Source organism: Paracoccus fontiphilus (assembly GCF_017356265.1).
Taxonomy (GTDB): domain Bacteria; phylum Pseudomonadota; class Alphaproteobacteria; order Rhodobacterales; family Rhodobacteraceae; genus Paracoccus; species Paracoccus fontiphilus.
Map to the genome: position 1 here is coordinate 12,501 of NZ_JAFNAW010000009.1, position 22,810 is coordinate 35,310.

General features: G+C 67.6%; 22 protein-coding genes (1 of these 22 running past the window's edge). 13 read left to right on the forward strand and 9 right to left on the reverse strand.

Annotated elements, in window-relative coordinates:
* A protein-coding gene (gene recQ, locus J0F76_RS05120) for a DNA helicase RecQ (RefSeq protein WP_207466432.1) crosses the window boundary here: on the reverse strand, positions 1–1,622 show its 5' portion. 409 nt of this gene lie to the left of the window's left edge; 1,622 of the gene's 2,031 nt are visible here — the first part of the coding sequence; the start codon lies at positions 1,620–1,622; its stop codon lies off the left edge, out of view.
* Positions 1,622–1,915: a YggT family protein gene (locus J0F76_RS05125; RefSeq protein ID WP_207466602.1), complete on the reverse strand. Its 294-nt coding sequence runs from the start codon at positions 1,913–1,915 to the stop codon at positions 1,622–1,624. Before J0F76_RS05125 ends, recQ begins: the two co-directional genes overlap by 1 nt.
* Before the next feature lie 132 nt (positions 1,916–2,047).
* Between J0F76_RS05125 and J0F76_RS05130 the strand changes: the two genes are divergently transcribed.
* From J0F76_RS05130 to J0F76_RS05150, 5 genes are all read left to right on the forward strand, one after another.
* Complete coding sequence (locus J0F76_RS05130) at positions 2,048–2,608, forward strand: acyl-CoA thioesterase (RefSeq protein WP_207466434.1); 561 nt, start codon at positions 2,048–2,050, stop codon at positions 2,606–2,608.
* 41 nt (positions 2,609–2,649) lie between these two features.
* Entirely contained in the window at positions 2,650–4,020 is a 1,371-nt protein-coding gene (locus J0F76_RS05135; RefSeq protein WP_207466436.1) for an MFS transporter, read from the forward strand.
* Positions 4,017–4,880, forward strand: coding sequence for a penicillin-insensitive murein endopeptidase (gene mepA, locus J0F76_RS05140; protein ID WP_207466438.1), 864 nt, complete (start codon positions 4,017–4,019; stop codon positions 4,878–4,880). Before J0F76_RS05135 ends, mepA begins: the two co-directional genes overlap by 4 nt.
* A 20-nt stretch (positions 4,881–4,900) precedes the next feature.
* Entirely contained in the window at positions 4,901–5,749 is an 849-nt protein-coding gene (locus J0F76_RS05145) for an esterase-like activity of phytase family protein (RefSeq protein WP_242690003.1), read from the forward strand.
* A gap of 92 nt (positions 5,750–5,841) precedes the next feature.
* Positions 5,842–6,444: a queuosine precursor transporter gene (locus J0F76_RS05150; RefSeq protein WP_207466442.1), complete on the forward strand. Its 603-nt coding sequence runs from the start codon at positions 5,842–5,844 to the stop codon at positions 6,442–6,444.
* A gap of 295 nt (positions 6,445–6,739) precedes the next feature.
* Here J0F76_RS05150 and J0F76_RS05155 read toward each other — a convergent pair whose 3' ends face one another.
* The gene (locus tag J0F76_RS05155) at positions 6,740–8,521 is read right to left on the reverse strand and encodes an L-lactate permease (protein WP_207466444.1); all 1,782 of its coding nucleotides are present in this window, start codon (positions 8,519–8,521) and stop codon (positions 6,740–6,742) included.
* A gap of 208 nt (positions 8,522–8,729) precedes the next feature.
* On the opposite strand from J0F76_RS05155, the gene J0F76_RS05160 reads away from it, so the two are divergent.
* The 4 genes from J0F76_RS05160 (at position 8,730) to J0F76_RS05175 (ending at position 11,687) form a co-directional block, all read left to right on the forward strand.
* Positions 8,730–9,092 (forward strand): winged helix-turn-helix domain-containing protein, encoded by a 363-nt coding sequence (locus J0F76_RS05160; protein ID WP_207466446.1) that lies wholly within the window; start codon positions 8,730–8,732, stop codon positions 9,090–9,092.
* Positions 9,089–10,564 (forward strand): glycerol kinase GlpK, encoded by a 1,476-nt coding sequence (gene glpK / locus J0F76_RS05165; protein WP_207466448.1) that lies wholly within the window; start codon positions 9,089–9,091, stop codon positions 10,562–10,564. Before J0F76_RS05160 ends, glpK begins: the two co-directional genes overlap by 4 nt.
* 70 nt (positions 10,565–10,634) lie before the next feature.
* A complete protein-coding gene (locus J0F76_RS05170) occupies positions 10,635–11,216 on the forward strand; it encodes a transglycosylase SLT domain-containing protein (protein WP_207466450.1) in 582 nt (193 codons plus the stop codon).
* Positions 11,217–11,273: 57 nt separating this feature from the next.
* On the forward strand, positions 11,274–11,687 hold the full coding sequence (locus tag J0F76_RS05175) for a PaaI family thioesterase (RefSeq protein WP_207466452.1): 414 nt from the start codon (positions 11,274–11,276) through the stop codon (positions 11,685–11,687).
* Positions 11,688–11,693: 6 nt separating this feature from the next.
* On the opposite strand, the gene J0F76_RS05180 is transcribed toward J0F76_RS05175, so the two are convergent.
* The 6 genes from J0F76_RS05180 to J0F76_RS05205 all read right to left on the reverse strand — a co-directional run bounded on the left by J0F76_RS05180 (position 11,694) and on the right by J0F76_RS05205 (position 17,829).
* Positions 11,694–11,912 carry a hypothetical protein gene (locus J0F76_RS05180; RefSeq protein ID WP_207466453.1) on the reverse strand — a complete coding sequence of 73 codons (219 nt, stop codon included), beginning with the start codon at positions 11,910–11,912 and terminating at the stop codon, positions 11,694–11,696.
* 95 nt (positions 11,913–12,007) lie between these two features.
* A complete protein-coding gene (locus J0F76_RS05185; protein WP_207466455.1) occupies positions 12,008–13,216 on the reverse strand; it encodes a TIGR03862 family flavoprotein in 1,209 nt (402 codons plus the stop codon).
* Positions 13,213–14,241, reverse strand: coding sequence for a DNA polymerase III subunit delta (holA, locus tag J0F76_RS05190; RefSeq protein ID WP_207466457.1), 1,029 nt, complete (start codon positions 14,239–14,241; stop codon positions 13,213–13,215). Before holA ends, J0F76_RS05185 begins: the two co-directional genes overlap by 4 nt.
* A gap of 7 nt (positions 14,242–14,248) precedes the next feature.
* Positions 14,249–14,731: an LPS assembly lipoprotein LptE gene (lptE, locus tag J0F76_RS05195; RefSeq protein ID WP_207466459.1), complete on the reverse strand. Its 483-nt coding sequence runs from the start codon at positions 14,729–14,731 to the stop codon at positions 14,249–14,251.
* On the reverse strand, positions 14,718–17,255 hold the full coding sequence (leuS, locus tag J0F76_RS05200; protein WP_207466461.1) for a leucine--tRNA ligase: 2,538 nt from the start codon (positions 17,253–17,255) through the stop codon (positions 14,718–14,720). The genes lptE and leuS overlap by 14 nt, the downstream gene beginning before the upstream one ends.
* 94 nt (positions 17,256–17,349) lie before the next feature.
* On the reverse strand, positions 17,350–17,829 hold the full coding sequence (locus J0F76_RS05205) for a DUF3576 domain-containing protein (protein ID WP_207466463.1): 480 nt from the start codon (positions 17,827–17,829) through the stop codon (positions 17,350–17,352).
* Between the two features lie 269 nt (positions 17,830–18,098).
* Here J0F76_RS05205 and J0F76_RS05210 point away from each other — a divergent pair, with 269 nt between their 5' ends.
* The 4 genes from J0F76_RS05210 to serA all read left to right on the forward strand — a co-directional run bounded on the left by J0F76_RS05210 (position 18,099) and on the right by serA (position 22,795).
* The gene (locus J0F76_RS05210) at positions 18,099–19,133 is read left to right on the forward strand and encodes a porin (protein ID WP_207466466.1); all 1,035 of its coding nucleotides are present in this window, start codon (positions 18,099–18,101) and stop codon (positions 19,131–19,133) included.
* Between the two features lie 70 nt (positions 19,134–19,203).
* On the forward strand, positions 19,204–19,857 hold the full coding sequence (locus J0F76_RS05215) for a YggS family pyridoxal phosphate-dependent enzyme (RefSeq protein ID WP_207466467.1): 654 nt from the start codon (positions 19,204–19,206) through the stop codon (positions 19,855–19,857).
* A gap of 88 nt (positions 19,858–19,945) precedes the next feature.
* Positions 19,946–21,094 carry a phosphoserine transaminase gene (locus J0F76_RS05220; protein WP_207466469.1) on the forward strand — a complete coding sequence of 383 codons (1,149 nt, stop codon included), beginning with the start codon at positions 19,946–19,948 and terminating at the stop codon, positions 21,092–21,094.
* 111 nt (positions 21,095–21,205) lie between these two features.
* Positions 21,206–22,795, forward strand: a complete 1,590-nt coding sequence (gene serA / locus J0F76_RS05225; RefSeq protein ID WP_207466471.1) for a phosphoglycerate dehydrogenase — start codon at positions 21,206–21,208, stop codon at positions 22,793–22,795.
* Positions 22,796–22,810: the final 15 nt, after the last annotated feature.

Genomic DNA, 22,810 nt, shown 5'->3' on the forward strand with positions numbered 1-22,810 from the left:
ACCCGCGCGGCCTCGGCCAGGGCGCGGCGCTTGGCCTTCAACGCCGACAGCAGCGGCTCGTCCTCCTCGGCCACCTGGGTGCGCAGAACGACCGCAGGTTTCGATGCCGTGGTGTCGTGGCGGAGCGTCACGCTTTCCTCGCCGCGCAGCACGGGATGGGCGGCCTCGGTCAGGTGCAGGGCGCCGTGGCGTTCGGGATCGGGGCGGCAGAGGTCGCGGCCCATCATCTGCCGGAAGATCGCCTGCCATTGCGCGCGGCTGTGTTCGCGGCCCACGCCAAAGGTCGGCAGGTTGTCATGGCCGCGCTCGCGCACCTTGTCGGTGGTGTTGCCGGTCAGGATGTCGATCAGATGCGTGGCGCCGAACCATTCGCCGGTGCGCACCATCGCCGACAGCGCCTTGCGCACCGCCTGGGTGGCGTCGAACAGTTTCGGCGGCGCCTGGCACAGGTCGCAATTGCCGCAGTCCTGCGCCAGATCCTCGCCGAAATAGGCCAGCAGCTTGCGGCGGCGGCAGCCGGTCGCCTCGGCCAGGCCCAGAAGCGCGTTCAGCCGGGCATGGTCGGCGGACTTGCGGGCGGGCTCGGCCAGGCCCTCGTCGATCTGGGTGCGGCGCAGGCGGATGTCGTCGGGACCATACAGCGTCAGCGTGTCCGCCGGATCGCCGTCGCGGCCCGCCCGGCCGATCTCCTGGTAGTAGCCCTCGATGGACTTGGGCAGATCCGCGTGCAGCACCCAGCGGATGTCGGGCTTGTCGATGCCCATGCCGAAGGCGATGGTGGCCACGACGATCAGCCCGTCCTCCTGCTGGAACCGCGCCTCGACCTGCCGCCGCACCTCGGCCTCCAGCCCCGCATGATAGGCCACCGCCGCATGGCCCGCCTCGGTCAGCGCCTGCGCCAGGGTTTCCGTCCGCGCGCGGCTGGCGCAATAGATGATGCCGGATTGTCCACGCCGGGCGGCCACGAAATTCATCACCTGCTTGCGCGGGCTGTCCTTGGGCTGGAAGGCCAGGCGCAGGTTCGGGCGGTCGAAGCCGCGCAGGAACGTCACCGGCGCGCGCCCGTCGAACAGGCGTGTGACGATCTCGGCCCGCGTTTCCACGTCCGCCGTGGCGGTGAAGGCCGCCAGCGGCACGTCCAATGCCCGCTTCAGCTCCCCGATGCGCAGATAGTCGGGGCGGAAGTCATGGCCCCACTGGCTGACGCAATGCGCCTCGTCGACGGCGATCGCCGTCACACCCGCGCGGCGCAGCAGCGGCAGCGTCCCGCCCGAGGCCAGCCGTTCCGGCGCCATGTAGAGCAGCTTCAGCTCGCCCCGCGACAAGGCCCCGAACACGGCGTCGGTTTCCTCGTCCGTGTTGCCGCTGGTCAGCGCGCCCGCCGCCACCCCCGCCTCGCGCAGGGCGCGGACCTGGTCGCGCATCAGCGCGATCAAGGGCGAGATCACCACCGTCACGCCTTCGCGCATCAGCGCGGGCAACTGGAAGCACAGCGACTTGCCGCCGCCCGTGGGCATGATCGCCAGCACGTCGCGGCCCTGGGCCACGGCCTCGACGATCTCTTGCTGGCCGGGGCGGAAACCGTCGAAGCCCCAGACCTGTCGCAGCAGATCCGTGGGCATCACATCCCGTAGAAGAAGCCCGCGTTGTTGGCCAGCGCGCGTTGCAGGATGATGATGACGATGAACAGGACCAGCGGCGCCAGATCCAGCCCGCCGGTATTGGGCAGCACGTTGCGGATCGGCTGGTAGATCGGCTCCAGCAGGCGGTTGAGGCCGTCCCACAGCTGCGCGACAAGCGGCTGGCGCAGGTTCAGCACCTGGAAGTTGATCAGCCAGGACATGATGATGTGGACGATCATCACGAACCACACCACTTGCAAGATCAGTTGCAAGGCCTCGTAAAGCGTTCCCATCATGCCCCTCTTTTCATCTCGGGCTTGTTATGGGGACGGCGGCCGTGCTTCGCAAGCAAGTTGCCGCAGCGTCCCGGTTGACGATCGCGTGGGGCGCGGGCCACCCCTGCCCGGTCAACCGAAGGAGCCGCGATGTATCCCCTGTTCCGCTTCGCCAAGGAACTGGTCAAGTTCCGCAACGCCCCGCGACTGGCCGTGACGGGAACGCATGTCTCGACTCATGTCTGCTGGCCCTGGGATCTGGACCCCTGGATCGAGTTGAACAACGGCCGCACCCTGACCCTGTTCGACCTGGGCCGCATCCCGATGGCGCAGCGCAGCGGGCTGATCCCGATCCTGCGCGAACGCGGCTGGGGCATCACGGTGGCGGGCAGCTCGACCCGTTATCGCCGCCGCATCCGCATGTTCCATCGCTTCACGATGTTCTCGCGCGTGGCGGGATGGGACGGTCGCTTCATCTACATGGACCAGTCGATGTGGACGGCGTCGGGCTGCTGCAACCAGGTGCTGATCCGCGCGGCGATCACCGGGCCGGGCGGCATCGTGCCCCCGGCCGAGGTCATGGCGGCGCTTGGCGCGCCCGTGGAAAGCCCGGCCCTGCCCCTGTGGATGGCCGCTTGGGCCGAGGCCGAGGGCACGCGCCCCTGGCCCCCCGAGATCGCGGCCGAGGCAAAAGCCCACTTGCCAGCCTGACGGCGCTTGGGCCTTATGGCCGCGAAACGGGCGAGGGACGGATGGATCGCAAACGGATCTGGGGCTGGTGGTTCTTCGACTGGGCCAGCCAACCCTATCACACGCTTCTGCTGACCTTCGTCTTCTCGGTCTATTTCGCCGAGGTCGCGCAGCGCCATTTCCTGGCGATCGGCGGCGACCTGAGGCTGGCGGGCGCCCAGGCGCAGGCCTTGTGGGGCTATGGGCTGTCCGTCGCGGGGATTGTCATCGCCGTGCTTGCCCCCATTCTGGGCGCCGTGGCCGACACATCGGGGCGGCGGATGCCGTGGATCTGGTTCTTTTCCCTTCTTTACGTCGCGGGTTCCGCCGGGCTCTGGACGCTGATGCCCGCGCAACCCGCCCTGGTCCAGGCCGTCGTGCTGTTCGGCATCGGTCTGGTCGGGGTCGAGTTCGCGACGATCTTCACCAACGCCCTGCTGCCGGGCCTCGCCCCCAGGGACGAGATCGGGCGCCTGTCCGGGTCGGGCTATGCCTTCGGCTACCTGGGCGGCGTGCTGTCGCTGGCCGTCATGCTGGCCCTGTTCCAGGAAACGCCAAGCGGCCGGACGCTGATCGGGCTTGACCCCTTGTTCGGGCTGGACCCTGCGGCCCGGGAAGGGACGCGCTTCGTGGGACCTTTCGTGGCGATCTGGTATGCCGTCTTCATGATCCCCTTCTTCCTGTGGGTCCGTGAACCGCGCGGCCCGGGCCAGCCCCTCCGCCTGGGCGCCGCCCTGGGCAGGCTGTGGACGCTGATCCGCAGCCTGCGCCATCGCCGCAGCCTTGCCATGTGGCTGGCGTCCTCCATGCTGTCGCGCGACGCGCTGAACGCGCTTTACGGGTTCGGCGGCGTTTACGCGGGAACGGTGCTGGGGTGGCCGGTCTTTCTGGCGGGCGTGTTCGGTGTCGTCAGCGCCATTGCCGCCGCCATCGTCAGTTGGGCAGGGGGGCGCGCCGACCGGCTCTGGGGTCCGAAGCCCGTCATCATCGCCACCACGGCGATCCTGACCGCCGTCTGCATCGTCGTGATCGGCATGGATCGCCAGACCCTGTTCGGCATGGCAACGCCCCGGAACCCCGTCTTCGGGCGGTTCTTCGTGCCGGATCTGGTCTTCTTCCTTTGCGGGGCGCTGATCGGCGGGGCCGGCGGCGCCCTGCAGGCCGCCAGCCGCACCCTGATGGTCCGCCACACCACCGCAGCCCGCGCGACCGAGGCCTTCGGCCTATACGCCCTGTCCGGCAAGGCCACCGCCTTCCTGGCCCCGTTCCTGATCGCCCTTGTCACCGATCTGACCGGCAACCAGCGTCTGGGCATCTCTCCGCTGATCGGGCTGTTTATCCTGTCGCTTCTTCTGCTAGTCTGGGTGAAACCCGAAGGAGAGGTAGAGCAGTGATCCGCAAAATCCTGGCCGCCGCCGCCCTCGTGGCCGGCCTGACCCTGCCCGCAGCCGCCGACCCCCTGGCCAAGGATGTCTTCGGCAGCTTCCGCAACGCAGCCCAGGGCCCGGCCGTGTCCATCGGCTTCTATTCCAAGGGCTGCGGGCAGGGCTTCGTGCAATTGCCCGAAAGCGGGCCAAGCTGGCAGGCCATGCGCCTGTCCCGCAACCGCAACTGGGGCCATCCCGAACTGGTCAGCTTCCTGATGGGCCTGTCGCAGGCCGCGCAGCAGGCCGGCTGGCGCGGCCTTTACATCGGCGACATGAGCCAGCCGCGCGGCGGCCCCATGACCTCGGGGCACGCCAGCCACCAGTTGGGACTGGATGCCGATATCTGGATGCTGCCGCCGTCCTCGCTGAACCTGTCGCCCCAGCAGCGCGAGAACCTGTCCTCGCAATCGATCACCGACCGGCGCGGCGTCGGGCTGACGAATGTCTGGAACGGCGGCCACATGGCGATCATGCGCGCCGCCGCTCGCGACCCGCGCGTGGAACGCATCCTGGTCGATCCCGTCGCCAAGGTCGCCATGTGCCAGATGGAGCGCGGCAACCGGTCCTGGCTGCGCAAGATCAGGCCCATCAACGCCCACAACTATCATTTCCATGTCCGGCTGTCCTGCCCGCGCGGGTCGATCTGCGACCGCCAGCCCGCGCCGCCGCCCGGCGACGGCTGCGCCGAGGCCGCCGAATGGATCAGGAACCGCATCAACCCCAGCCGGGTGGAGCCCACCCCGCCGGACCCCGACTATCGCCATCCCCGCACCTTCCGCCTCAGCGAGCTGCCCTCGCAATGCCGATCCGTTGCCGGCGCGCGCTAGGCGCCGCCCTTTCATCGCTCTTGCTGATCGCGGCCGGCGTCCCTGCGCCGGCCGCGTCGCTGGAACATGTCGGCACCTTCGTCTGGTCCGGCGACGACGACAGCTTCGGCGGCTTTTCCGCCATCGAGCTGAATGCCGACGGCAGCCGCTTCCACGCCCTGACCGACCGCGCGCATCTGTACTGGGGCAGCATCGAGCGGGATTCGCAGGGCGTGATCCGTGCCGTGAACATCGCCGGGCGGGCGCATCTGAAGGACAGCAAGGGCATTCCCCTGCCTCCCGGCTATACCGGCGACAGCGAGGGGCTGGCCATCGGCGAGGACGGCACCCTCTGGATCAGCTTCGAAGGACTGGACCGGGTCGCCCGCTATGACGATCCCGACGCCCGCGCCACCGCCCTGCGCCCGCCCCCGAAGGTGCCCGGCATGTGGATCAACTCGGGGCTGGAGGCGCTGGCGATCCGCGACGGCACCATCCACGCCATGCCCGAGCGGTCAGGCCGAGACGACCAGCCCTTCCCCGTCCTGACCTTTCGCGACAACAGCTGGGGCCAGAACGGCGGGATCCGGCGCGACCCGCGCTGGCTGCCCGTGGGCGCGGATTTCGGCCCGGACGGCTGGTTCTACCTGCTGGAACGCGACTTCCGCGGCATCCTGGGCTTCGCGGCCCGCGTGCGCCGGATGAAGCTGACCGAGAACGGCCCCACGGACGAGGAAATCCTGCTGACCACCCGCCCCCTGCAATACGACAACCTGGAAGGGCTGGCGGTCTGGCATGACGGGCAGGGAATTCGCCTGACCATGATCTCGGACGACAATTTCCTGGCGCTGCAGCGGACCGAACTGGTCGAATACCGGCTGCGCGATTGACAAGCGCCCGGTCCGGCGCGTAAGGCGCGCGCTGTCCTGCGCATCCGCGCGGGGCCGAGTTGTTCCGCGACCTTGTAAAACGGAAAAGATCAATGACCCGCCATCTGCCCGGCATCCTTGCCATGGCCATCATCGTCGTGGCCTCGAACATCCTTGTGCAATTCACGGTCGGCAACTGGCTGACCTGGGGCGCCTTCACCTATCCCTTCGCCTTCTTGGTCACCGACGTGATGAACCGCGTCCACGGCGCGGGGGCCGCGCGCCGCGTGGTTCTGGCGGGCTTCGTCATCGGCGTGATCTGTTCGCTGATCGCGGCGGGCCTGGACAAGACCACCCTGCGAATCGCCATCGGCTCGGGCGTGGCCTTCTTTGTCGCGCAACTGGCCGACATCGCGATCTTCGACGCCTTCCGGCACCGCCGCTGGTGGGTCGCGCCCTTCGTGTCGTCCTTTGTCGGCTCGGCACTGGACACGGCACTGTTCTTCGGCATCGCCTTCGCCGCCGCCCTGCCCCATGACATCAACACGGGCTGGGCCAACGAGGCCGTTCCGCTGCTTGGTCACGGGCCGGTCACCGCCTTGTGGATTTCCTTGGCAACTGCCGACTGGGTGATCAAACTTGGTCTGGCGATACTGGCCCTTGTGCCTTTCCGCATCGCCGTCCGCAATTTGTTGCGGACCGAGCGCACAATCTGATTGACACGCCCCCGATCTGTGGCACCCTTTTCCTTACAACGGCAACTTTTTGAAAGGAGGTGGTCCAGTGTCTAGAGTGATATTGGAGAGAGGTGTCGGAACAGTCAGGGGGGCCGTGGCCTGAGGGCAGCCCCAAGGGTCGTAAACCCTGGTTGGGACCGGATAACCCGCCATCCCTAACCGGACCATCTCCGTGGATCTCGCGGGCCGCCTCATCTGGGCGGCCCGTTCCTTTTTCGCCGGCGTGGCGGCGCGGAAAGGCAAGGGGGCGGCCTTGAAGGCCGCCCCCGTTCCGTCACATTGCCCGGGCAGCCTGCCGCTGGCTGCGGTTGGCGCGCATGGCCCCGATGACCAGCAGCGCCCACAGGACGGCCGCGCCCCACCACAGGCCGCCCTGGATGAAGGCCATGCCGATCAGGCCCGCCTGCACCACATAGTAGCCCATGGTGATCAGCGTCTTGCGGATCAGGTCGCCCTCGCGATCCACCAGGCCCACCGTGGCCGAGGCCGCGACGACATTGTGGACGCAGATCATGTTGCCCGCCGCGCCCCCGACCGCCTGCAGCGCCACCACAAGGGTGATGCCCATCAGATCCAGGCCGATGCCCTGCGCCGTCGAGAACTGGAACAGCGCGAACATCATGTTCGAGACCGTGTTCGACCCGGCGATGAACGCCCCCAGCGCACCGACGATCGGGGCGAACAGCGGCCAGGCCTCGCCCGTGGCGGCGGCCATGCCCTGCGCCAGCGTGATCGGCATCGAGGCGATCCCCTCGGAGCCGGAGTTGATGAAGACCTGCACCATCGGCACGGCCAGCAGCAGCGCCGGCGCGGCGGCGATCATGGTCCGGCCCGAAATCGCCCAGGCCCGGCCGTAATCCGACCCGCGCATCCGGAACAGCGCCACCGACACCAGCGAGGCGATGATCATGATCGTTCCCGGCGAATACAGGAACTGGGCCGAGGCGTTGATTCCGGACCCGAACAGGTCGGTCAGGGCAAGCGTCGTGGACGGTCCGGTCAGCCAGGCCTTCAGCGGCGCAACCGTGCGCGTCAGGACCAGAAGCGCCGCGACGATGACATAGGGCATCCATGCGCTGAAAAGCGAGATTTCCCGCCCCTGCCGGGTGCCATGCGGCGCGATTTCCGCATCGGTATCCTCGGGTCCGACGCTTCCCTGCCAGTCGCTGCCCCACTGGGCGCGTGGCGGAAAGTCGAAGCTGTCGGACGGCATGAACAACCCGGCCCGCGCCGCCGGGATCACGATCAGCAGGCCAAGAAGTCCGCCGACCAGCGACGGGAACTCGGGCCCCAGGAACCGCGCCACGGCCAGGTAAGGCAGGGTAAAGGCCACGCCCGCGAACAGCGCGAACTTCCAGGCCCTGAAGCCTTCGGCAAAGCTGCGGCTGCGCCCGAAGAACCGGGTCAGCATTCCGACCATCAGCAGCGGGATCAGAAAGCCGATCAGCGTGTGGATCAGCGCCACGTTCACGGCCACGACCGGCACGTACTGTTCCAGCGTCGCCGGGCCGATGGCCGCCGTCACCTCGGCGCTGTTCGACAGGCCGGTCTTGACGCCCACCAGCATGGGCGTGCCCACCGCGCCGAAGGACACGGGCGTGGACTGGATGATCAGCGTCACCATCACCGCCGCCATGGCGGGAAAGCCGATCGCCACCAGCAGGGGCGCGGCAACAGCGGCGGGCGTGCCGAACCCGGACGCCCCCTCGATCATCGACCCGAACATCCAGGCAATGATGATGGCCTGAATGCGGCGATCCGGGGAAATATCCGTGAAGCCGCGCCGGATGGCGCGAATGGCCCCGGATTCCTGCACCGTGTAAAGCAGCAGGATGGCGCCAAAGACGATGTAAAGCAAAGTGATCGCCGTGACGGCCCCGTTGACGGTGGCGCCGGCGATGCGGGCGAAGGGCGCGCCCCAGACCAGCCACGCCAGCAGCACCGTCACCAGATAGGCCGCCAGCATCGATAACTTGGCCGACTTGCGCAGGACCACCAGCAGCACGAACACCACCAGCACCGGCAACAAGGCGGCAAAGAACATCATTCCTTGCATCTGTTTCTCTTCCTCCCAGGAAAACAGGACCCATCCTTGAGGGAAGCGGGCCGCAAATCAAGCGCCTCGGTCAAAAAATTTGACCAAGGCCTGCCGGTCCGGCCGTCGCCCCGCCCTGCGCGTCCGCGGCGATCCCGGCCGCCGAGGCAGTTTGCACCCGGCTCCGCCCTGCGGCTAACCTTGCGAAAAGGCAGGAACGCGAATCGCGATGGACAGGAACAGCCCCCGGATCAAGCTGCGGCTGGAATACGATGCGCCGCTGGTCCTGGGCCCGGGCAAGGCGCAGCTTTTGCGGCTGATCGGGGAACATGGCTCGATCTCGGCCGCCGGGCGCCGCATGGGGATGAGCTACAAGCGCGCCTGGTCCCTGGTCGAGGAGATGAACGCTGCCTTCGCCAGCCCGCTGGTGGACAGCAGCAGGGGCGGCGCGGGCGGGGGCGGGGCGACGGTCACGGCGACGGGCTGGCAGGTGCTGCACCACTTCGATGCCCTTGAACGATTGCTGCGGGACCGCGGCGCCGACGACCTGGCCGCCATCGGCGCGCTGATGAGGGAGAGAAACGACGTATGACGATTCTGGCGATGGACCAGGGGACGACCTCGTCCCGCGCGGTGGTCTTCAGTGACGACCTGCAGGTGCAGGCGACCGCGCAGCACGAATTTCCGCAGCATTTCCCGCGATCCGGCTGGGTCGAACACGATCCGGGCGATATCTGGACCTCCAGCGCGGGAACCGCCCGCGCCGCCATCGAGAAGGCCGGCGCCCCCCGCATCGACGCCCTCGGCATCACCAACCAGCGCGAAACCGTAGTCATCTGGGACCGCAGCACGGGCCAGCCCATCCATCGCGCCATCGTCTGGCAGGACCGCCGCACCGCCGACATCTGCGACAGGTTACGCGCCGACGGGGTCGAGGATCAGGTCACGGACACCACCGGCCTGCTGCTGGACCCCTATTTCAGCGCGACCAAGATCGGCTGGCTGCTGGACCGGGTCGACGGCGCGCGCGACCGCGCCCGCGCGGGCGAACTGGCCTTCGGCACCATCGACAGCTTCCTCATCTGGAAGCTGACCGGCGGCCAGGCGCATGTCACGGACGCCACCAATGCCAGCCGCACCCTGCTTTACGACATCCGCAGGAACGACTGGTCCGACGACATGTGCCGCCTGTTCGGCGTGCCGCGCGAGCTGCTGCCCGAGGTCCGCGACAGCGCCGACGACTTCGGCACGACCCGTCCCGACCTGTTCGGCCGCGCCATCCCGATCCTGGGCGTCGCGGGCGACCAGCAGGCGGCGACCGTGGGCCAGGCCTGCTTCCGGCCCGGCATGATGAAATCGACCTATGGCACCGGCTGCTTCGCGCTGCTGAACACGGGCGACCAGGCGGTGCGGTCGCAGAACCGGCTGCTGACCACCATCGCGTATCGGCTGGACGGCAAGACGACCTATGCGCTGGAAGGCAGCATCTTCATCGCGGGCGCGGTCGTGCAATGGCTGCGCGACGGGTTGAAGCTGATCCGCGAGGCCAGGGAGACCCAGGCCCTTTCCGGGCAGGCCGATGACAGCCAGCAGGTGATCATGGTCCCGGCCTTCACCGGCCTGGGCGCACCCTACTGGGCTCCGACCGCGCGGGGGACGATCTTCGGCCTGACCCGCAACACCGGCCCTGCCGAATTCGCCCGCGCCGCCCTGGAAAGCGTGGGCTTCCAGACCCGCGACCTGTGGGAGGCGATGCGCGCCGACTGGCCGCAGGCCGGCGACGCGGTGCTGCGCGTCGATGGCGGCATGACCGCAAGCGAGCCGGCCATGCAGTTCCTGGCCGACATCCTGGGCGCGCCCGTGGACCGGCCGAGGAACCCCGAGACGACGGCGCAAGGCGCGGCCTGGCTGGCCGGGTATCGCGCCGGCCTCTGCCCCGCCCCCGAGGCCTATGCGGAGGCCTGGCAGCTTGACCGCCGGTTCGAAGCGGCCATGCCCGACGACCAGCGGGATCGGCGGTACTCCGCTTGGAAACGGGCGGTGCAGGCGGTCCTGGCGGTCTGATCTTCCGGCTTTGTGATTTCACCCCCGCGTGATTTTCCGTAAGATCGCCGGAAAACGACAAGAGGGCAGGATGAGCAGGCTTCTGAAACTCGCGATCGTCGGGCTGGTGGCGTCATGCGGCGGCGGCAACTATTCGGCGCCGCGCCAACTGGACAATGCCTGTGCCATCGTGGCCGAACGGCCTGCCTATTACCGCGCCATGAAGGCGACCGAGCGCAAGTGGGGCGTGCCGATCCATGTGCAGATGGCGGCGATCCACCAGGAATCGAAGTTCATCGGCGATGCCCGCACCCCCCATCAATATGCGCTGGGGGTGATTCCCATCGGCCGTCAATCCAGTGCCTTCGGCTATTCCCAGGCGCTCGACGGCACATGGGAGGAATACCAGAAGGAAACTGGCAACCGCCGCGCCAAGCGCGACAACATCCGTCACGCGACGGATTTCATGGGCTGGTACATGCACAATTCCACCCGCAGGCTCGGCATCTCGAAATGGGACGCGACGGGACAATACCTGGCCTATCACGAGGGACGCTCGGGCTTTGCGCGCCAGTCCTACCTGGGCAAGCCCTGGCTGGTGCGGGTGGCGGCGCAGGTCGGACAGCGCGCGGCGATGTATCGCGCGCAACTGGTGTCCTGCCGCAAGGCGTGACGCTTGCCCTTGGCCGCCTGCCCGGTTGATATGGCCGGGCAGCGGAAGGGACGCCCCATGAACGACGACCACATCAAGCGCGACGCCGACGATCAGCCCGAATTCGCCATCCACATCGGGGCGCGCCTGGTCAGCGCCACGCCCGAGCGGGTCGAGTTCGAGATGCCGGTGACCCAGGCCCTGGCAAACCGCAACGGCGTGCTGCATGGCGGCGCGATCATGGGGCTTGCCGACAACGCCGGCGGCACCGGCACCTTCCTGAACCTGCCCGAGGGGCGGTCCACCACGACGCTGGAAAGCAAGACCAACTTCCTGCGCCCGATCCGGCTGGGCGACGTGGCCCGCGCGGTCAGCCTGCCCCTGCATGTCGGCCGGACGACCCAGATCTGGCAGACCACCGTCACGCGGGGCGACGGCAAGGTCGCGGCGATCATCACGCAGACGCAGATGGTGATCGACTGGAAGGGCTAGGGCCGCTCAAAGCCAATAGGTATCGCGGAACACATGGGCGACGATCCGGTCTCGGGTCAGGCCCATGCGGGCCAGTTCCTCATCGGTCTTCGCCTCCAGAGCCTCGATCCGGGCGGAATGGGCCTTTGCTTCCAGATAGGCGTTCATGCCCTGCCCGAAACGGTTGAAGAAGGCATCGATGCGGCCGCGCGTCTCGGGCGCGAAATGGGTGATCGTGTAGGCCATCGGAAACCCTTTCCATGCTGGTATCGGTTTCCTCCCAGGCTTCAGGATAGGTCATGGCGCCTGTCCCAACAACCCTGCGAAGGGTTGCAGGCCTGTCAGCCCTGCTTCTTAGCGGCAAGCCGCGCGGCGGCTGCCTTTCCGGCGTGCAAGCCGCTGCCAAGGCATGCGCTCAGAAGATAGCCGCCGGTCGGTGCCTCCCAGTCCAGCATCTCGCCCGCGACGAACGTGTCGGGCATGGCAAGCAATTCCTGTTCCTCGCTCAGCGACTCCCATGTCACCCCGCCAGCCGACGAGATCGTGGTCTCGATCCCTGCCGGGCCGTCATGACGCAACGGCAGCGCCTTCGCGAGGTCCGCCCAGCCCGCCGCATCGCCCGGCAGTGGCTTGCCCCATTCCAGCAGCAGCGCGACCTTGACCGGGTCGCCCAGAACCCGCCGCAGCCAGTTGCCCATGGACAGCTTGCCCCTGGGCCTTGCAAAGCGCGCCGCCAGCGTTCCCCGATCCAGGTCCGGCGCCAGGTCGACCTGGCCCGCCGTCCCGTCGCGCAGCGCGGCCGAGACCTCGTAGACTCCGCCGCCCTCGATGCCCTTGGCGCCGATCACCCACTCTCCCCGGCTGGCCAGATGTCCCACCTGCAGCGCCGTGCCCTTGACCGCCGTCCCGAAATGCCGCGCCATCCGCGGCGACCAGTCCACGCGAAAGCCCATGTTCGCGGGACGGAACGGCGCGATGCGAACACCTTGCGCTTCCAGCCACGGCACCCAGGCCGCATCAGATCCCAGCCGGGGCCAGCTTGCCCCACCCAGCGCCAGCACGGTCACGCGCGGCCGGACCACCCGCAGCCCGTCCGGCGTCTCGAACCGGAACCCCGCCCCGATCCAGCGCCAGCGTGTCCTCATCTCGACCCCGCCCGCCCGCAACCGCGCCAGCCAGGCCCGCAGCAGCGGCGAGGCCTTCATGCCGACCGGAAACACCCGCCCCGTCGATCCGGTGAACAGCTCGACCCCCAAGCCCCGCGCCCAGGCCATCACCTCTGCGGGACCAAAGGCCGCTTCTCCGTTGTCCAAATACCCCGGGGTCCGGGGCAGCGCCCCGGTGCCGACGATGAACCGTCGCGCGAACGCCTCGAGCGGCTCGTCCTTGGTCAGGTTCAAACCCGACTTGCCCGCCATCAGGAACTTGCGCGCCGGAGTCGGCATCGACTCGGCCACCACCACGCGGCGTCCTGGCGCCATCAGCGCCTCGGCCGCCATCAGCCCGGCCGGGCCCGCGCCGATGACCAGCGCATCGACCTGTTCCGTCACCGCCGCCCCCGCGGCGTCATGGCCAGCCGGATCAGCGCGCGTTCGACCAGAGCCATCTGCGGCGCGCGCGTCGTGCTGCGCAGCGTCAGGTCGGTGTCCAACAGCAGCCGCACCGCATCTTCCAGCGGGCCCATGCCCCAGGATTGCGCCTGCCGCTCCATCCGGTCGCGGCGCGGACCGAAGACGGGCGGGCGCATCCGCGACAAGGCCACGCCCGGCCCGGCAGGATCGGCGGCGGCCCCGTGCAGCGTCCGGAAATGGCGCAGCGCGGCGATGCAGAGCGTCACCGGGTTCACGCCTTGCCCCTCGATCCGGCGCATCATCGTGCCGAATTCGGCCTCGCGCCGTTCGGCAACGATATGGATCAGTTCGTCCAGATCGGCCTCGATGGTGGCGGGGGCCATCAGGGCGATCTCGTCCCCGGTCAGCGGGGTGTCGTCGCCATGCTTGTAAAGCCCGATCTTCTCGATCGTCTGGCGCAGGTCGCCCGGATCCAGCGCGCGAGCCAGGGCCATCATGTCCTTCATCGCCGGGGGCGGCACCTGGCGAATACCGGCCCCGGCCAGCCAGCGCGCGACCTCCTCCTCGCCCGGAGGGTCGTCATAGATGGGCGCGGTGACGGCGGTCGGATGCGGATCGAACAGCTTGCGCAGGGCCGAGGACTTGCCCAATCCCCCTGCCGTGACCACGATGGCCGCATCGCCCGCACGCCATTCCGAAAGCGCCGCGCGAATCGCATCGGCGGCGGCGTCCGGCGCATCCTCGACCAGAACGACGCGCGGGCCGGGGAAGAAGCCCACTTCCTTGACCGCATCCAGAAGCTGGGCCGGGTCCTTGCGCAGCCCGGCGCCGGGCAGGCGGGTCAGGCGCATCTCCTCGTCCGCCTTCTCGCCCACCAGGGCCTTGACCGCCTCGGCCCGCTTCATCGCGACCCGCATGGCGTCTTGCCCGTAAATCAGCAGCGCCGGGCGCGAGGGATCGGGCCGCGCCAGATAGCGCGCGATTTCCGCGCCCTTGAGGATCATGCAAGGATCATCCGGGCAGTTGCGCGGATGCCGCCAGCAGCCGCGTCACCACCTGGTCGGCCAGCATCTCGGCCAGACGCGACCGGGCATCGCCTTCCGCGGCCAGCGTGGCAATGGTCGTGCCGGTCGTCGAATAGGACGTGAAGTTGCTGACCCGGCCCTGCACCAGCACCCCTCCCGCCCGGTCTGTCAGGGCGAAATCCACGGTGCCGTTCAGCGAATAGCGGTTCGTGACCTCGTCCGTGGTGATGGCTTGGGGAACGACGCCCACGGTGATGCGGTAATCCAGGTCGTAATCCGTGCCCTCGCCCCCCAGCCGTTCGCCCAGGCGGCGGTTGAAGGCGAAATCCTGATAGGTCTGGGGATCGCGCGGGCGGACCTTGCCGAACAGCCGCTGGCCCGCCCCGTTCGGGCCGTAGACCGGCGTCAGCCCGCAGCCCGCCACCGCCAGAAGACCCAGCAAGGCGGTGCGCCGGTCAGGCGACCACATTGACGATCCGCCCCGGCACCACGATCAGCTTCTTGGGCGCGGCACCCTCCAGGAAGCGGCGCACGGTTTCGTCCGCCAGCACCATGGCCTCGATCTGGTCCTTGGGCATGTCCTTGGCGACGCTGATCTCGGCCCGGCGCTTGCCGTTGATCTGGATCGGCAGGATCACCGTGTCATCCTCCAGCATCGCCGGGTCCGCCTTGGGCCAGGGCGCATCGACCAAAAGGCCTTGCCCGCCCGCCATGGTCCAGACGTCTTCCGCCAGATGCGGCACCATCGGCCCCATCAGTTGCGCCATGATCCGCAGCGCGGCGCGGCGAGCCTCTCCGCCCGCCTTCGACTTGCCGACGGCGTTCGCCAGTTCATAGATCTTGGCGACGGCCTTGTTGAAGGCGAAACCCTCGATGGCCTTGGTCACGTCGTTGATCGCCCGGTGCGCGGCGCGGGTCAGGTCGGGATCCTCGCCCCCTTCCCCGGCCTCGTCGGCCAGACGCCAGACGCGGGCCAAGAACTTGTTCGCGGCCTCGGCCCCGGCAGCGGTCCATTCCACGTCACGCTCGGGCGGGCTGTCGGACAGCATGAACCAGCGCGCGGTGTCGGCGCCGAAGGACTGCACGATGTTGACCGGGTCCACGACGTTCTTCTTGGACTTCGACATCTTGGCCGAGGGAATGATCTCGACCGCCGTTCCGTCGGCCAGCCTGCCGTCGGTCACATCCTCGGGCAGGTGATAGACCGGGCGGCCGCGGTCGTCGGTCGTCTTGTAGATCTCGTGCGTCACCATGCCCTGCGTGAACAACGCATCGAACGGCTCCTTCGCGCTTTCCGGCAGATGCCCGGTCTTGACCATGGCGCGGGCGAAGAAGCGAGAATACAGCAGGTGCAGGATCGCGTGCTCGATCCCGCCGATATACTGGTCCACGTTCATCCAGTAATCCGCATCGGCCCGGTCGGTCGGGGTCGCGGCATGGGGCGAGGTGAAGCGCGCGTAATACCAGGACGAATCGACGAAGGTGTCCATCGTGTCCGTCTCGCGCAGCGCAGCCCCGCCGCATTGAGGGCAGGTGGCCCTGCGCCAGGTCGGGTGGCGGTCCAGCGGGTTGCCCGGCACGTCGAAGGTCACGTCCTGCGGCAGCAGGACCGGCAGGTTCCCCTTCGCCTCGGGCACCGTGCCGCATTTCTCGCAATGCAGGACCGGGATCGGGCAGCCCCAGTAGCGCTGCCGGGAAATACCCCAGTCGCGCAGGCGGAATTTGGTCACGCCCTCGCCATAGCCATTGGCCTCGGCATGGGCGATGGCGGTGTCCACGGCGGCCTCGCCCGTCTGGTCCGCCTCGCCCGCGAAGCCGCGGACATAGGTGACGGTTTCGGACTTCAGCGGCACGAAAGGTGCCTTGGCCACCCTCGCATCGGCCTGTTCAAGCGACATCCCACGTTCGCCAAAGGTCGCGCGGATCGGCAAGCCGTATTTTGTGGCGAACTCGTGGTCGCGTTCATCATGGGCGGGGCTGCCGAAGATCGCGCCGGTCCCGTAGTCCATCAGCACGAAGTTCGCGATCCAGATCGGCAGGTGCCAGCCGTCATCCAGCGGATGCTTCACGGTCAGGCCGGTGTCGAAGCCCAGCTTGGGCGCGGTTTCGATGGCTTCCTCGGTGGTGCCGATCTTGCGGCATTCCTCGATGAAGGCCGCGACCTTCGGGTCCGCCGCCGCCAGATCGCGGACCAGCGGATGATCCGGCGACAGCGCGACGAAGCTGGCGCCCATCAGCGTGTCCGGCCGGGTCGTGTAGACCTCGATCGCGGCGAAATCCTCGGGCGCGTCGACCGTCTCGAAGCGGAACTGCAAGCCACGCGACTTGCCGATCCAGTTCGACTGCATCAGCCGCACCTTGTCCGGCCAGCCGGTCAGCCCGTCCAGCGCCGACAACAGCTCGTCCGAATAATCCGAGATGCGGAAGAACCACTGCGTCAGCTCGCGCCGTTCCACCGTGGCGCCCGACCGCCAGCCCTTGCCGTCGATGACCTGCTCGTTGGCCAGCACGGTCATGTCCACCGGGTCCCAGTTCACCTGCGCCGACTTGCGGGTGATGAGGCCCGCCTCCAGCATGTCCAGGAACATCGCCTGCTGCTGATGGACGTAGTCGTCGTCGCAGGTGGCGAATTCGCGGCTCCAGTCGATGGACAGGCCCAGCGGCTTCAACTGGTCGCGCATCGTGGCGATGTTGGCATAAGTCCAGTCGCGCGGGTGGCCGCCCTGTTCCATCGCGGCGTTTTCGGCGGGCATCCCGAAGGCGTCCCAGCCCATCGGGTGCAGCACGGAATACCCTTGGGCGCGCTTGAACCGCGCCACCACGTCGCCCATCGTGTAGTTTCGCACATGGCCCATGTGGATGCGACCCGAGGGATAGGGGAACATCTCCAGCACGTAATACTTGGGCCGCTCGTCGCGGGTGGCGGTGAAGCTGCCCGCATCCGCCCAGGCGGCTTGCCAGCGGGATTCGGTGCTGGAGGGATCATAGGGCATCGTGCGGACCTTTGGCGTCATTCGTCGCGCCTCGGTTTATACGCCGCCCCCTGTCGGGTCCAGCCCGTAGGGCGGGGTTCTACCCCGCCACGCCCTAAAGCCGGCCGTCCTGGATGCGCAACTGGCGCGCGCGGGTCAGGATCGCGTCTTCCACCGCGCGGACGGTGCCGGGCTCCACTGCCGCGCCGCCCGGTCCCTGCAGCGACAGCTTCAGGCTGCGCGCGTCCAGCGCCGGGTCGGCGATCTTGATCGTCGCGCGATACGACCGCCCACCGCCCGGCGGCGTGCCATAGCCCGTCTGGATGACACCGGTGAAGGGGTCCACGGTCTGGATCGGCAGGAAGTTCAGCACCTCCAGGCTGGCGTTCCACAGGTACTTGTTCACGCCGACCGTGTTGTTGGGATTTTCCGAGCCCTCGAAGACATCCCAGATGGTGGTCTTGCGAACCTCGGGGCTCATGTCGGAGCCGTCGTTGGGCCCGCTGTTCCGCCCGCCATTGCCGCCGCCGCAAGCGGCAAGCCCGGCGCAAAGAGTCGCTGCGATCATCAGGCGCGCGGCTTGTGCGGTTTTCATGCGGTCCCCCGTCCTTGTCGGCGTCTTTCTTGTCGGCGCCAGCTTTAGCGCGGATCGCCCCCGCCCCACAAGCGCCTTGCTCCGGGCGTTCCCGGCCGGGCGGGCGGGCGTTCACAAGAAGGTGTGGCCCTTGTGCATCACAGACTTAGCCACAGCCGCCCCCACAGCGCGATTCCGTTGCATCATGGGAACGGACGGGGGAAACAAGGCAGCATACCCAAGGCGGTAATGCCGGTTTGGGCATCAGAGAGACAAGAGGGAACTTGACCATGAAAAAGGCTCTTATCGCCTCCACCGCGCTGGTTCTGATCGCCGGTGCCGCCGCCGCCGACGTGACCATCTCGGGTTACGGCCGCACCGGCGTGATCTATTACGAAGACGCTCAGCAGACCGGCCTCGACGCTTTCGGCGGAGAAGGCAGCGACACCCAGGTGATCTCGCGCTTGCGGATGAACATCGACGCCGCGACCTCGACCGACCAAGGCGTTGACTTCGGTGCCCGCTTCCGCATCCAGTGGGACCAGAACAGCGATAACGCCGGTGAACTGAACGCCGGCAAGCTGTATATCACCTCCAGCGGCCTGACCGTCGAAGTCGGCAACACCGAAACCGCTCTGGACTCGGCCGGCCTGCTCTACGCCACCGAACTGGGTTCGTACGACCGCTCGGTCGGCGGCAACGCCCTGGGCGCCTTCTTCGCCTACGAAAGCGAAGCCTATGCCGATGAGGACCGCCTGGGCGTCTTTGCGTCGTATGCTCTCGACAACCTCGAAGTTCGCGCGTCGTACATCGACCCGGATCAGACCGGCACTGTCGAAGACGCGGACCTGTTCGGCGACGTCAAAGAAGAATACAGCTTCTCGGTGGACTACACCTGGAACGAGCGTCTGGAACTGTCGGGCGGCTTCGCTCTGAACGGCGCTGGCAATGACGACCACGACGTGTACTTCGTCGGCGCCCGCTATGCCGTCATGGAAAACGCCCGCATCGGTCTGAACTGGATCGACAACGGCGATGCCGGCGACTACGAAGGCCAGACCTCCAGCGACCCGGATTTCGATCCTGAAAACGACGACTTGGGCAACACCGTCGCCCTGTATGGCGACTACACCCTGGCCGACGGCCTGACCAACATCGAAGCCTATATCGCCAACAACAGCGGTGACTGGGCTGCGAAAGAAACCGACAACTCGTTCGGTATCGGCGTCAACTACGACCTGGGCGGCGCCCGTCTGGGTGCTTCGATCCAGCGCGACTACCAAGAGCGCGTGACCGCCGACATGGGCGTGCGCTTCGACTTCTGATCCCCGGATCGGACGTCAAACTTGAGGAGCGGGCCTTGCGCCCGCTCTTTTCTTTTTGTCTTGTCGCGTCATGGGACTGGATGACATCAGGCGCCGCATCAGCGCGGCCGAGGAACGGGCCGGGCGCGCCCCGGGAAGCGTCACGCTGATCGCGGTCAGCAAGGTGCAGCCCGAGGGCCGCGTGACCGCCGTGCTGGACGCAGGCCACCGCGTCTTCGGCGAAAACTACGTGCAGGAAGCGCAGGGCAAATGGCCCGGCTGGCGCGCCCGCTTTCCGGGCGTGGAACTGCACATGATCGGCCCCCTGCAGTCCAACAAGACCAAGGCGGCGGTGGAACTGTTCGACGCCATCCACACCCTTGACCGCATGACCCTGGCCCGCAAGCTGGCCCAGCAGATCGCGGACCAGGGCCGAAGCCCGCAGTTGTTCATCCAGGTCAACACCGGGGACGAGCCGCAGAAGGCCGGCATTCTTGCTGACGAACTGCCGGTCTTCCTGTCGTCCTGCGGCGACCTCGGCCTGTCGCCCCAAGGCCTGATGTGCATCCCGCCCGAGGACGCCGACCCCCTGCCTCATTTCCGCCTGCTGCGCCGCCTGGCTGCGGATCACGGGCTGCCGAACCTGTCCATGGGCATGAGCGCGGATTTCGAAACCGCCATCGCCGAGGGCGCGACCCATGTGCGCGTCGGATCGGCCATCTTCGGCGCGCGCGACTACGGCTGATTCCGTCTTGCCAAAAGGCGCGGTCCCGCGTATGTCCGGCGGCGGGACACCCTTCCCCAACGAAGGGCTTTTAGCTGGAAGGCTAGTCATGAAAGACCTGACGACCCCGGTGGCGCGCCCGGCAAACCCGCGCTTTTCCTCTGGCCCCTGCGCCAAGATCCCCCATTACAATCTGGACCTGCTGGCGGACGCCCCGCTCGGCCGCTCGCACCGTGCCGCCGTCGGCAAGGCGAAGCTGGCCGAGGCGATCGACCTAACGCGCGAGGTCCTGGGCGTTCCCGCCGACTACCGCATCGGCATCGTCCCCGGTTCCGACACCGGCGCGGTCGAGATGGCGATGTGGTCGCTGCTGGGCGCACGGCCCGTCGAGATGCTGGCCTGGGAAAGCTTTGGCGAAGGCTGGGTCACGGATGCCGTCAAGCAGCTGAAGCTGGATGCGACCGTCCGCAAGGCCGACTATGGCCGGATCGTCGATTTCGCCGAAGTCGACTTCGACAAGGACGTTGTCTTCACCTGGAACGGCACCACCAGCGGCGTGCGCGTGCCCAGCGGCGATGCGATCCCCGCCAACCGCGCAGGCCTGACGATCTGCGACGCGACCTCGGCCGCTTTCGCCATGGACCTGCCCTTCGACAAGCTGGATGTGGTCACGTTCAGCTGGCAGAAGGTCCTGGGAGGCGAGGGCGCGCACGGGATGCTGATCCTGTCGCCGCGCGCGGTCGAACGGCTGGAAACCTATACCCCCCCCTGGCCGCTGCCCAAGATCTTCCGCATGACCAAGGGCGGCAAGCTGATCGAAGGCATCTTCAAGGGCGAGACGATCAACACGCCTTCGATGCTGGCGGTCGAGGATTACCTGGTCGCGCTGAAATGGGCGCAGTCTTTGGGCGGTGTGAAGGCGCTGATCGCCCGGGCGGATGCCAATGCGAGCGCCGTGCGCGACTTCATCGCGGACAAGGACTGGATCGCCGATCTGGCCGCCGATCCGGCCACCGCATCCAACACCAGCGTTTGCCTGCGCTTTACCGATCCCGCCATCACGGACGGTGCGGCCTTCGCCAAGGCTGTCGCCAAGCGGCTTGAGAAAGAGGGCGTGGCCCTGGACGCGGGCGCTTATCGCGATGCGCCGGCAGGCCTGCGGATCTGGTGCGGATCGACGGTCGAGACCAGCGATGTCGCGGCACTGATGCCCTGGATCGAATGGGCCTATCGCGCGGAACTGGCCGAGCAGGCGTAAGCGAAAGCCGGGGGACTTTGCGTCCCCCGGACCCCCTGCAGGATATTTTCACCAAGATGAAACGGCATCCGCGAGGCTGTGCCCGGATGCACCATGAAAGGATGAACTGACATGCCGAAGGTTCTCGTCTCCGACAAGCTGTCGGAAACCGCCGTCCAGATCTTCCGCGACCGCGGGGTCGAGGTCGACTACCTGCCCGACCTGGGCAAGGACAAGGACAAGCTGGCCGCCGTGATCGGGCAGTATGACGGCCTGGCGATCCGGTCCGCAACGAAGGTGACGGAAAAGCTGCTGGAGAGTGCGCCGAACCTGAAGGTGATCGGCCGCGCCGGGATCGGGGTGGATAACGTGGACATCCCGGCGGCGTCGAAAAAGGGCGTGATCGTGATGAACACGCCTTTCGGCAACAGCGTGACGACCGCCGAGCACGCTATCGCCATGATGTTCGCCGTGGCCCGGCAACTGCCCGAGGCCAGCGTCAGCACCCATGCGGGCAAGTGGGAAAAGAACCGCTTCATGGGGGTCGAGCTGTTCAACAAGACCCTGGGCGTGATCGGCGCGGGCAATATCGGGTCCATCGTCATCGACCGCGCGTTGGGGCTGCACATGAAGGTCTTGGCCTATGACCCCTTCCTGTCGCCCGAACGCGCCAAGGAGATCGGCGTGACCAAGGTGGAACTGGACGATCTGCTGGGCCGCGCGGATTTCATCACCTTCCACGTGCCCCTGACCGAGAAGACGAAGAACATCCTGTCGCGCGAGGCCATCGCCAGGCTGAAGCCGGGCGTGCGCATCATCAACTGCGCCCGCGGCGGCCTGGTCGATGAGGAGGCGCTTGCCGAGGCCTTGAAGGACGGCCGCGTCGCCGGCGCCGCCTTTGACGTCTTCGCGGTCGAGCCGGCCACGGAAAGCCCGCTGTTCAACTTGCCGAACGTCGTCGTGACCCCGCACCTGGGCGCATCCACCACCGAGGCGCAGGAGAACGTGGCCCTTCAGGTGGCCGAGCAGATGTCGGATTACCTGCTGACCGGCGCGGTTCAGAACGCGCTGAATATGCCCTCGGTCACGGCCGAGGAGGCCGCCGTGATGGGGCCGTGGATCAAGCTGGCCGGCCATCTGGGCGCCTTTGTCGGCCAGATGACGGACGAGCCGGTCAAGGCGATCAACGTGCTGTATGACGGCGTGGCCGCGACGATGAACCTGAACGCGCTGAACGCATCGGTCATCGCGGGCGTGATGAAGGCCACGAACCCGGACGTGAACATGGTCTCGGCGCCGGTCATGGCCAAGGAACGCGGCGTGCAGGTGGCCACCACCACGCAGGACAAGGCGGGCGTGTTCGAGGGCTACATCAAGCTGACCGTCGTCACCGACACGCGCGAACGGTCCATTGCCGGCACGGTGTTCAGCGACGGCAAGCCGCGCTTCATCCAGATCCGCGGCATCAATGTCGATGCCGAGGTCGGGGAACACATGCTTTATACCCGCAACAAGGACGTGCCGGGCGTGATCGGCGCGCTGGGGACGACCCTGGGCGATCTGGGTGTCAACATCGCGAACTTCACCCTGGGCCGGTCGGCGCAGGGCAATGACGCCATCGCGATCCTGTACCTGGACGAGCCGATCAGCGACGCCGCCCTGGCCGCCTTGCAGAACACCGGCAAGTTCCTGCAGGCCCGCCGCTTGCAGTTCGCCGTTTGACGATCCCGCCGCGTC

Bases quoted from the DNA above. Each gene is read 5' to 3' on its own strand.
- J0F76_RS05125 (WP_207466602.1), bottom strand. From the start codon at position 1,915: ATGGGAACGCTTTACGAGGCCTTGCAACTGATCTTGCAAGTGGTGTGG.
- J0F76_RS05130 (WP_207466434.1), top strand. From the start codon at position 2,048: ATGTATCCCCTGTTCCGCTTCGCCAAGGAACTGGTCAAGTTCCGCAAC.
- J0F76_RS05135 (WP_207466436.1), top strand. From the start codon at position 2,650: ATGGATCGCAAACGGATCTGGGGCTGGTGGTTCTTCGACTGGGCCAGC.
- J0F76_RS05150 (WP_207466442.1), top strand. From the start codon at position 5,842: ATGACCCGCCATCTGCCCGGCATCCTTGCCATGGCCATCATCGTCGTG.
- J0F76_RS05155 (WP_207466444.1), bottom strand. From the start codon at position 8,521: ATGCAAGGAATGATGTTCTTTGCCGCCTTGTTGCCGGTGCTGGTGGTG.
- J0F76_RS05160 (WP_207466446.1), top strand. From the start codon at position 8,730: ATGGACAGGAACAGCCCCCGGATCAAGCTGCGGCTGGAATACGATGCG.
- glpK (WP_207466448.1), top strand. From the start codon at position 9,089: ATGACGATTCTGGCGATGGACCAGGGGACGACCTCGTCCCGCGCGGTG.
- J0F76_RS05170 (WP_207466450.1), top strand. From the start codon at position 10,635: ATGAGCAGGCTTCTGAAACTCGCGATCGTCGGGCTGGTGGCGTCATGC.
- J0F76_RS05175 (WP_207466452.1), top strand. From the start codon at position 11,274: ATGAACGACGACCACATCAAGCGCGACGCCGACGATCAGCCCGAATTC.
- J0F76_RS05180 (WP_207466453.1), bottom strand. From the start codon at position 11,912: ATGGCCTACACGATCACCCATTTCGCGCCCGAGACGCGCGGCCGCATC.
- holA (WP_207466457.1), bottom strand. From the start codon at position 14,241: ATGATCCTCAAGGGCGCGGAAATCGCGCGCTATCTGGCGCGGCCCGAT.
- lptE (WP_207466459.1), bottom strand. From the start codon at position 14,731: ATGTGGTCGCCTGACCGGCGCACCGCCTTGCTGGGTCTTCTGGCGGTG.
- leuS (WP_207466461.1), bottom strand. From the start codon at position 17,255: ATGCCCTATGATCCCTCCAGCACCGAATCCCGCTGGCAAGCCGCCTGG.
- J0F76_RS05205 (WP_207466463.1), bottom strand. From the start codon at position 17,829: ATGAAAACCGCACAAGCCGCGCGCCTGATGATCGCAGCGACTCTTTGC.
- J0F76_RS05210 (WP_207466466.1), top strand. From the start codon at position 18,099: ATGAAAAAGGCTCTTATCGCCTCCACCGCGCTGGTTCTGATCGCCGGT.
- J0F76_RS05215 (WP_207466467.1), top strand. From the start codon at position 19,204: ATGGGACTGGATGACATCAGGCGCCGCATCAGCGCGGCCGAGGAACGG.
- J0F76_RS05220 (WP_207466469.1), top strand. From the start codon at position 19,946: ATGAAAGACCTGACGACCCCGGTGGCGCGCCCGGCAAACCCGCGCTTT.
- serA (WP_207466471.1), top strand. From the start codon at position 21,206: ATGCCGAAGGTTCTCGTCTCCGACAAGCTGTCGGAAACCGCCGTCCAG.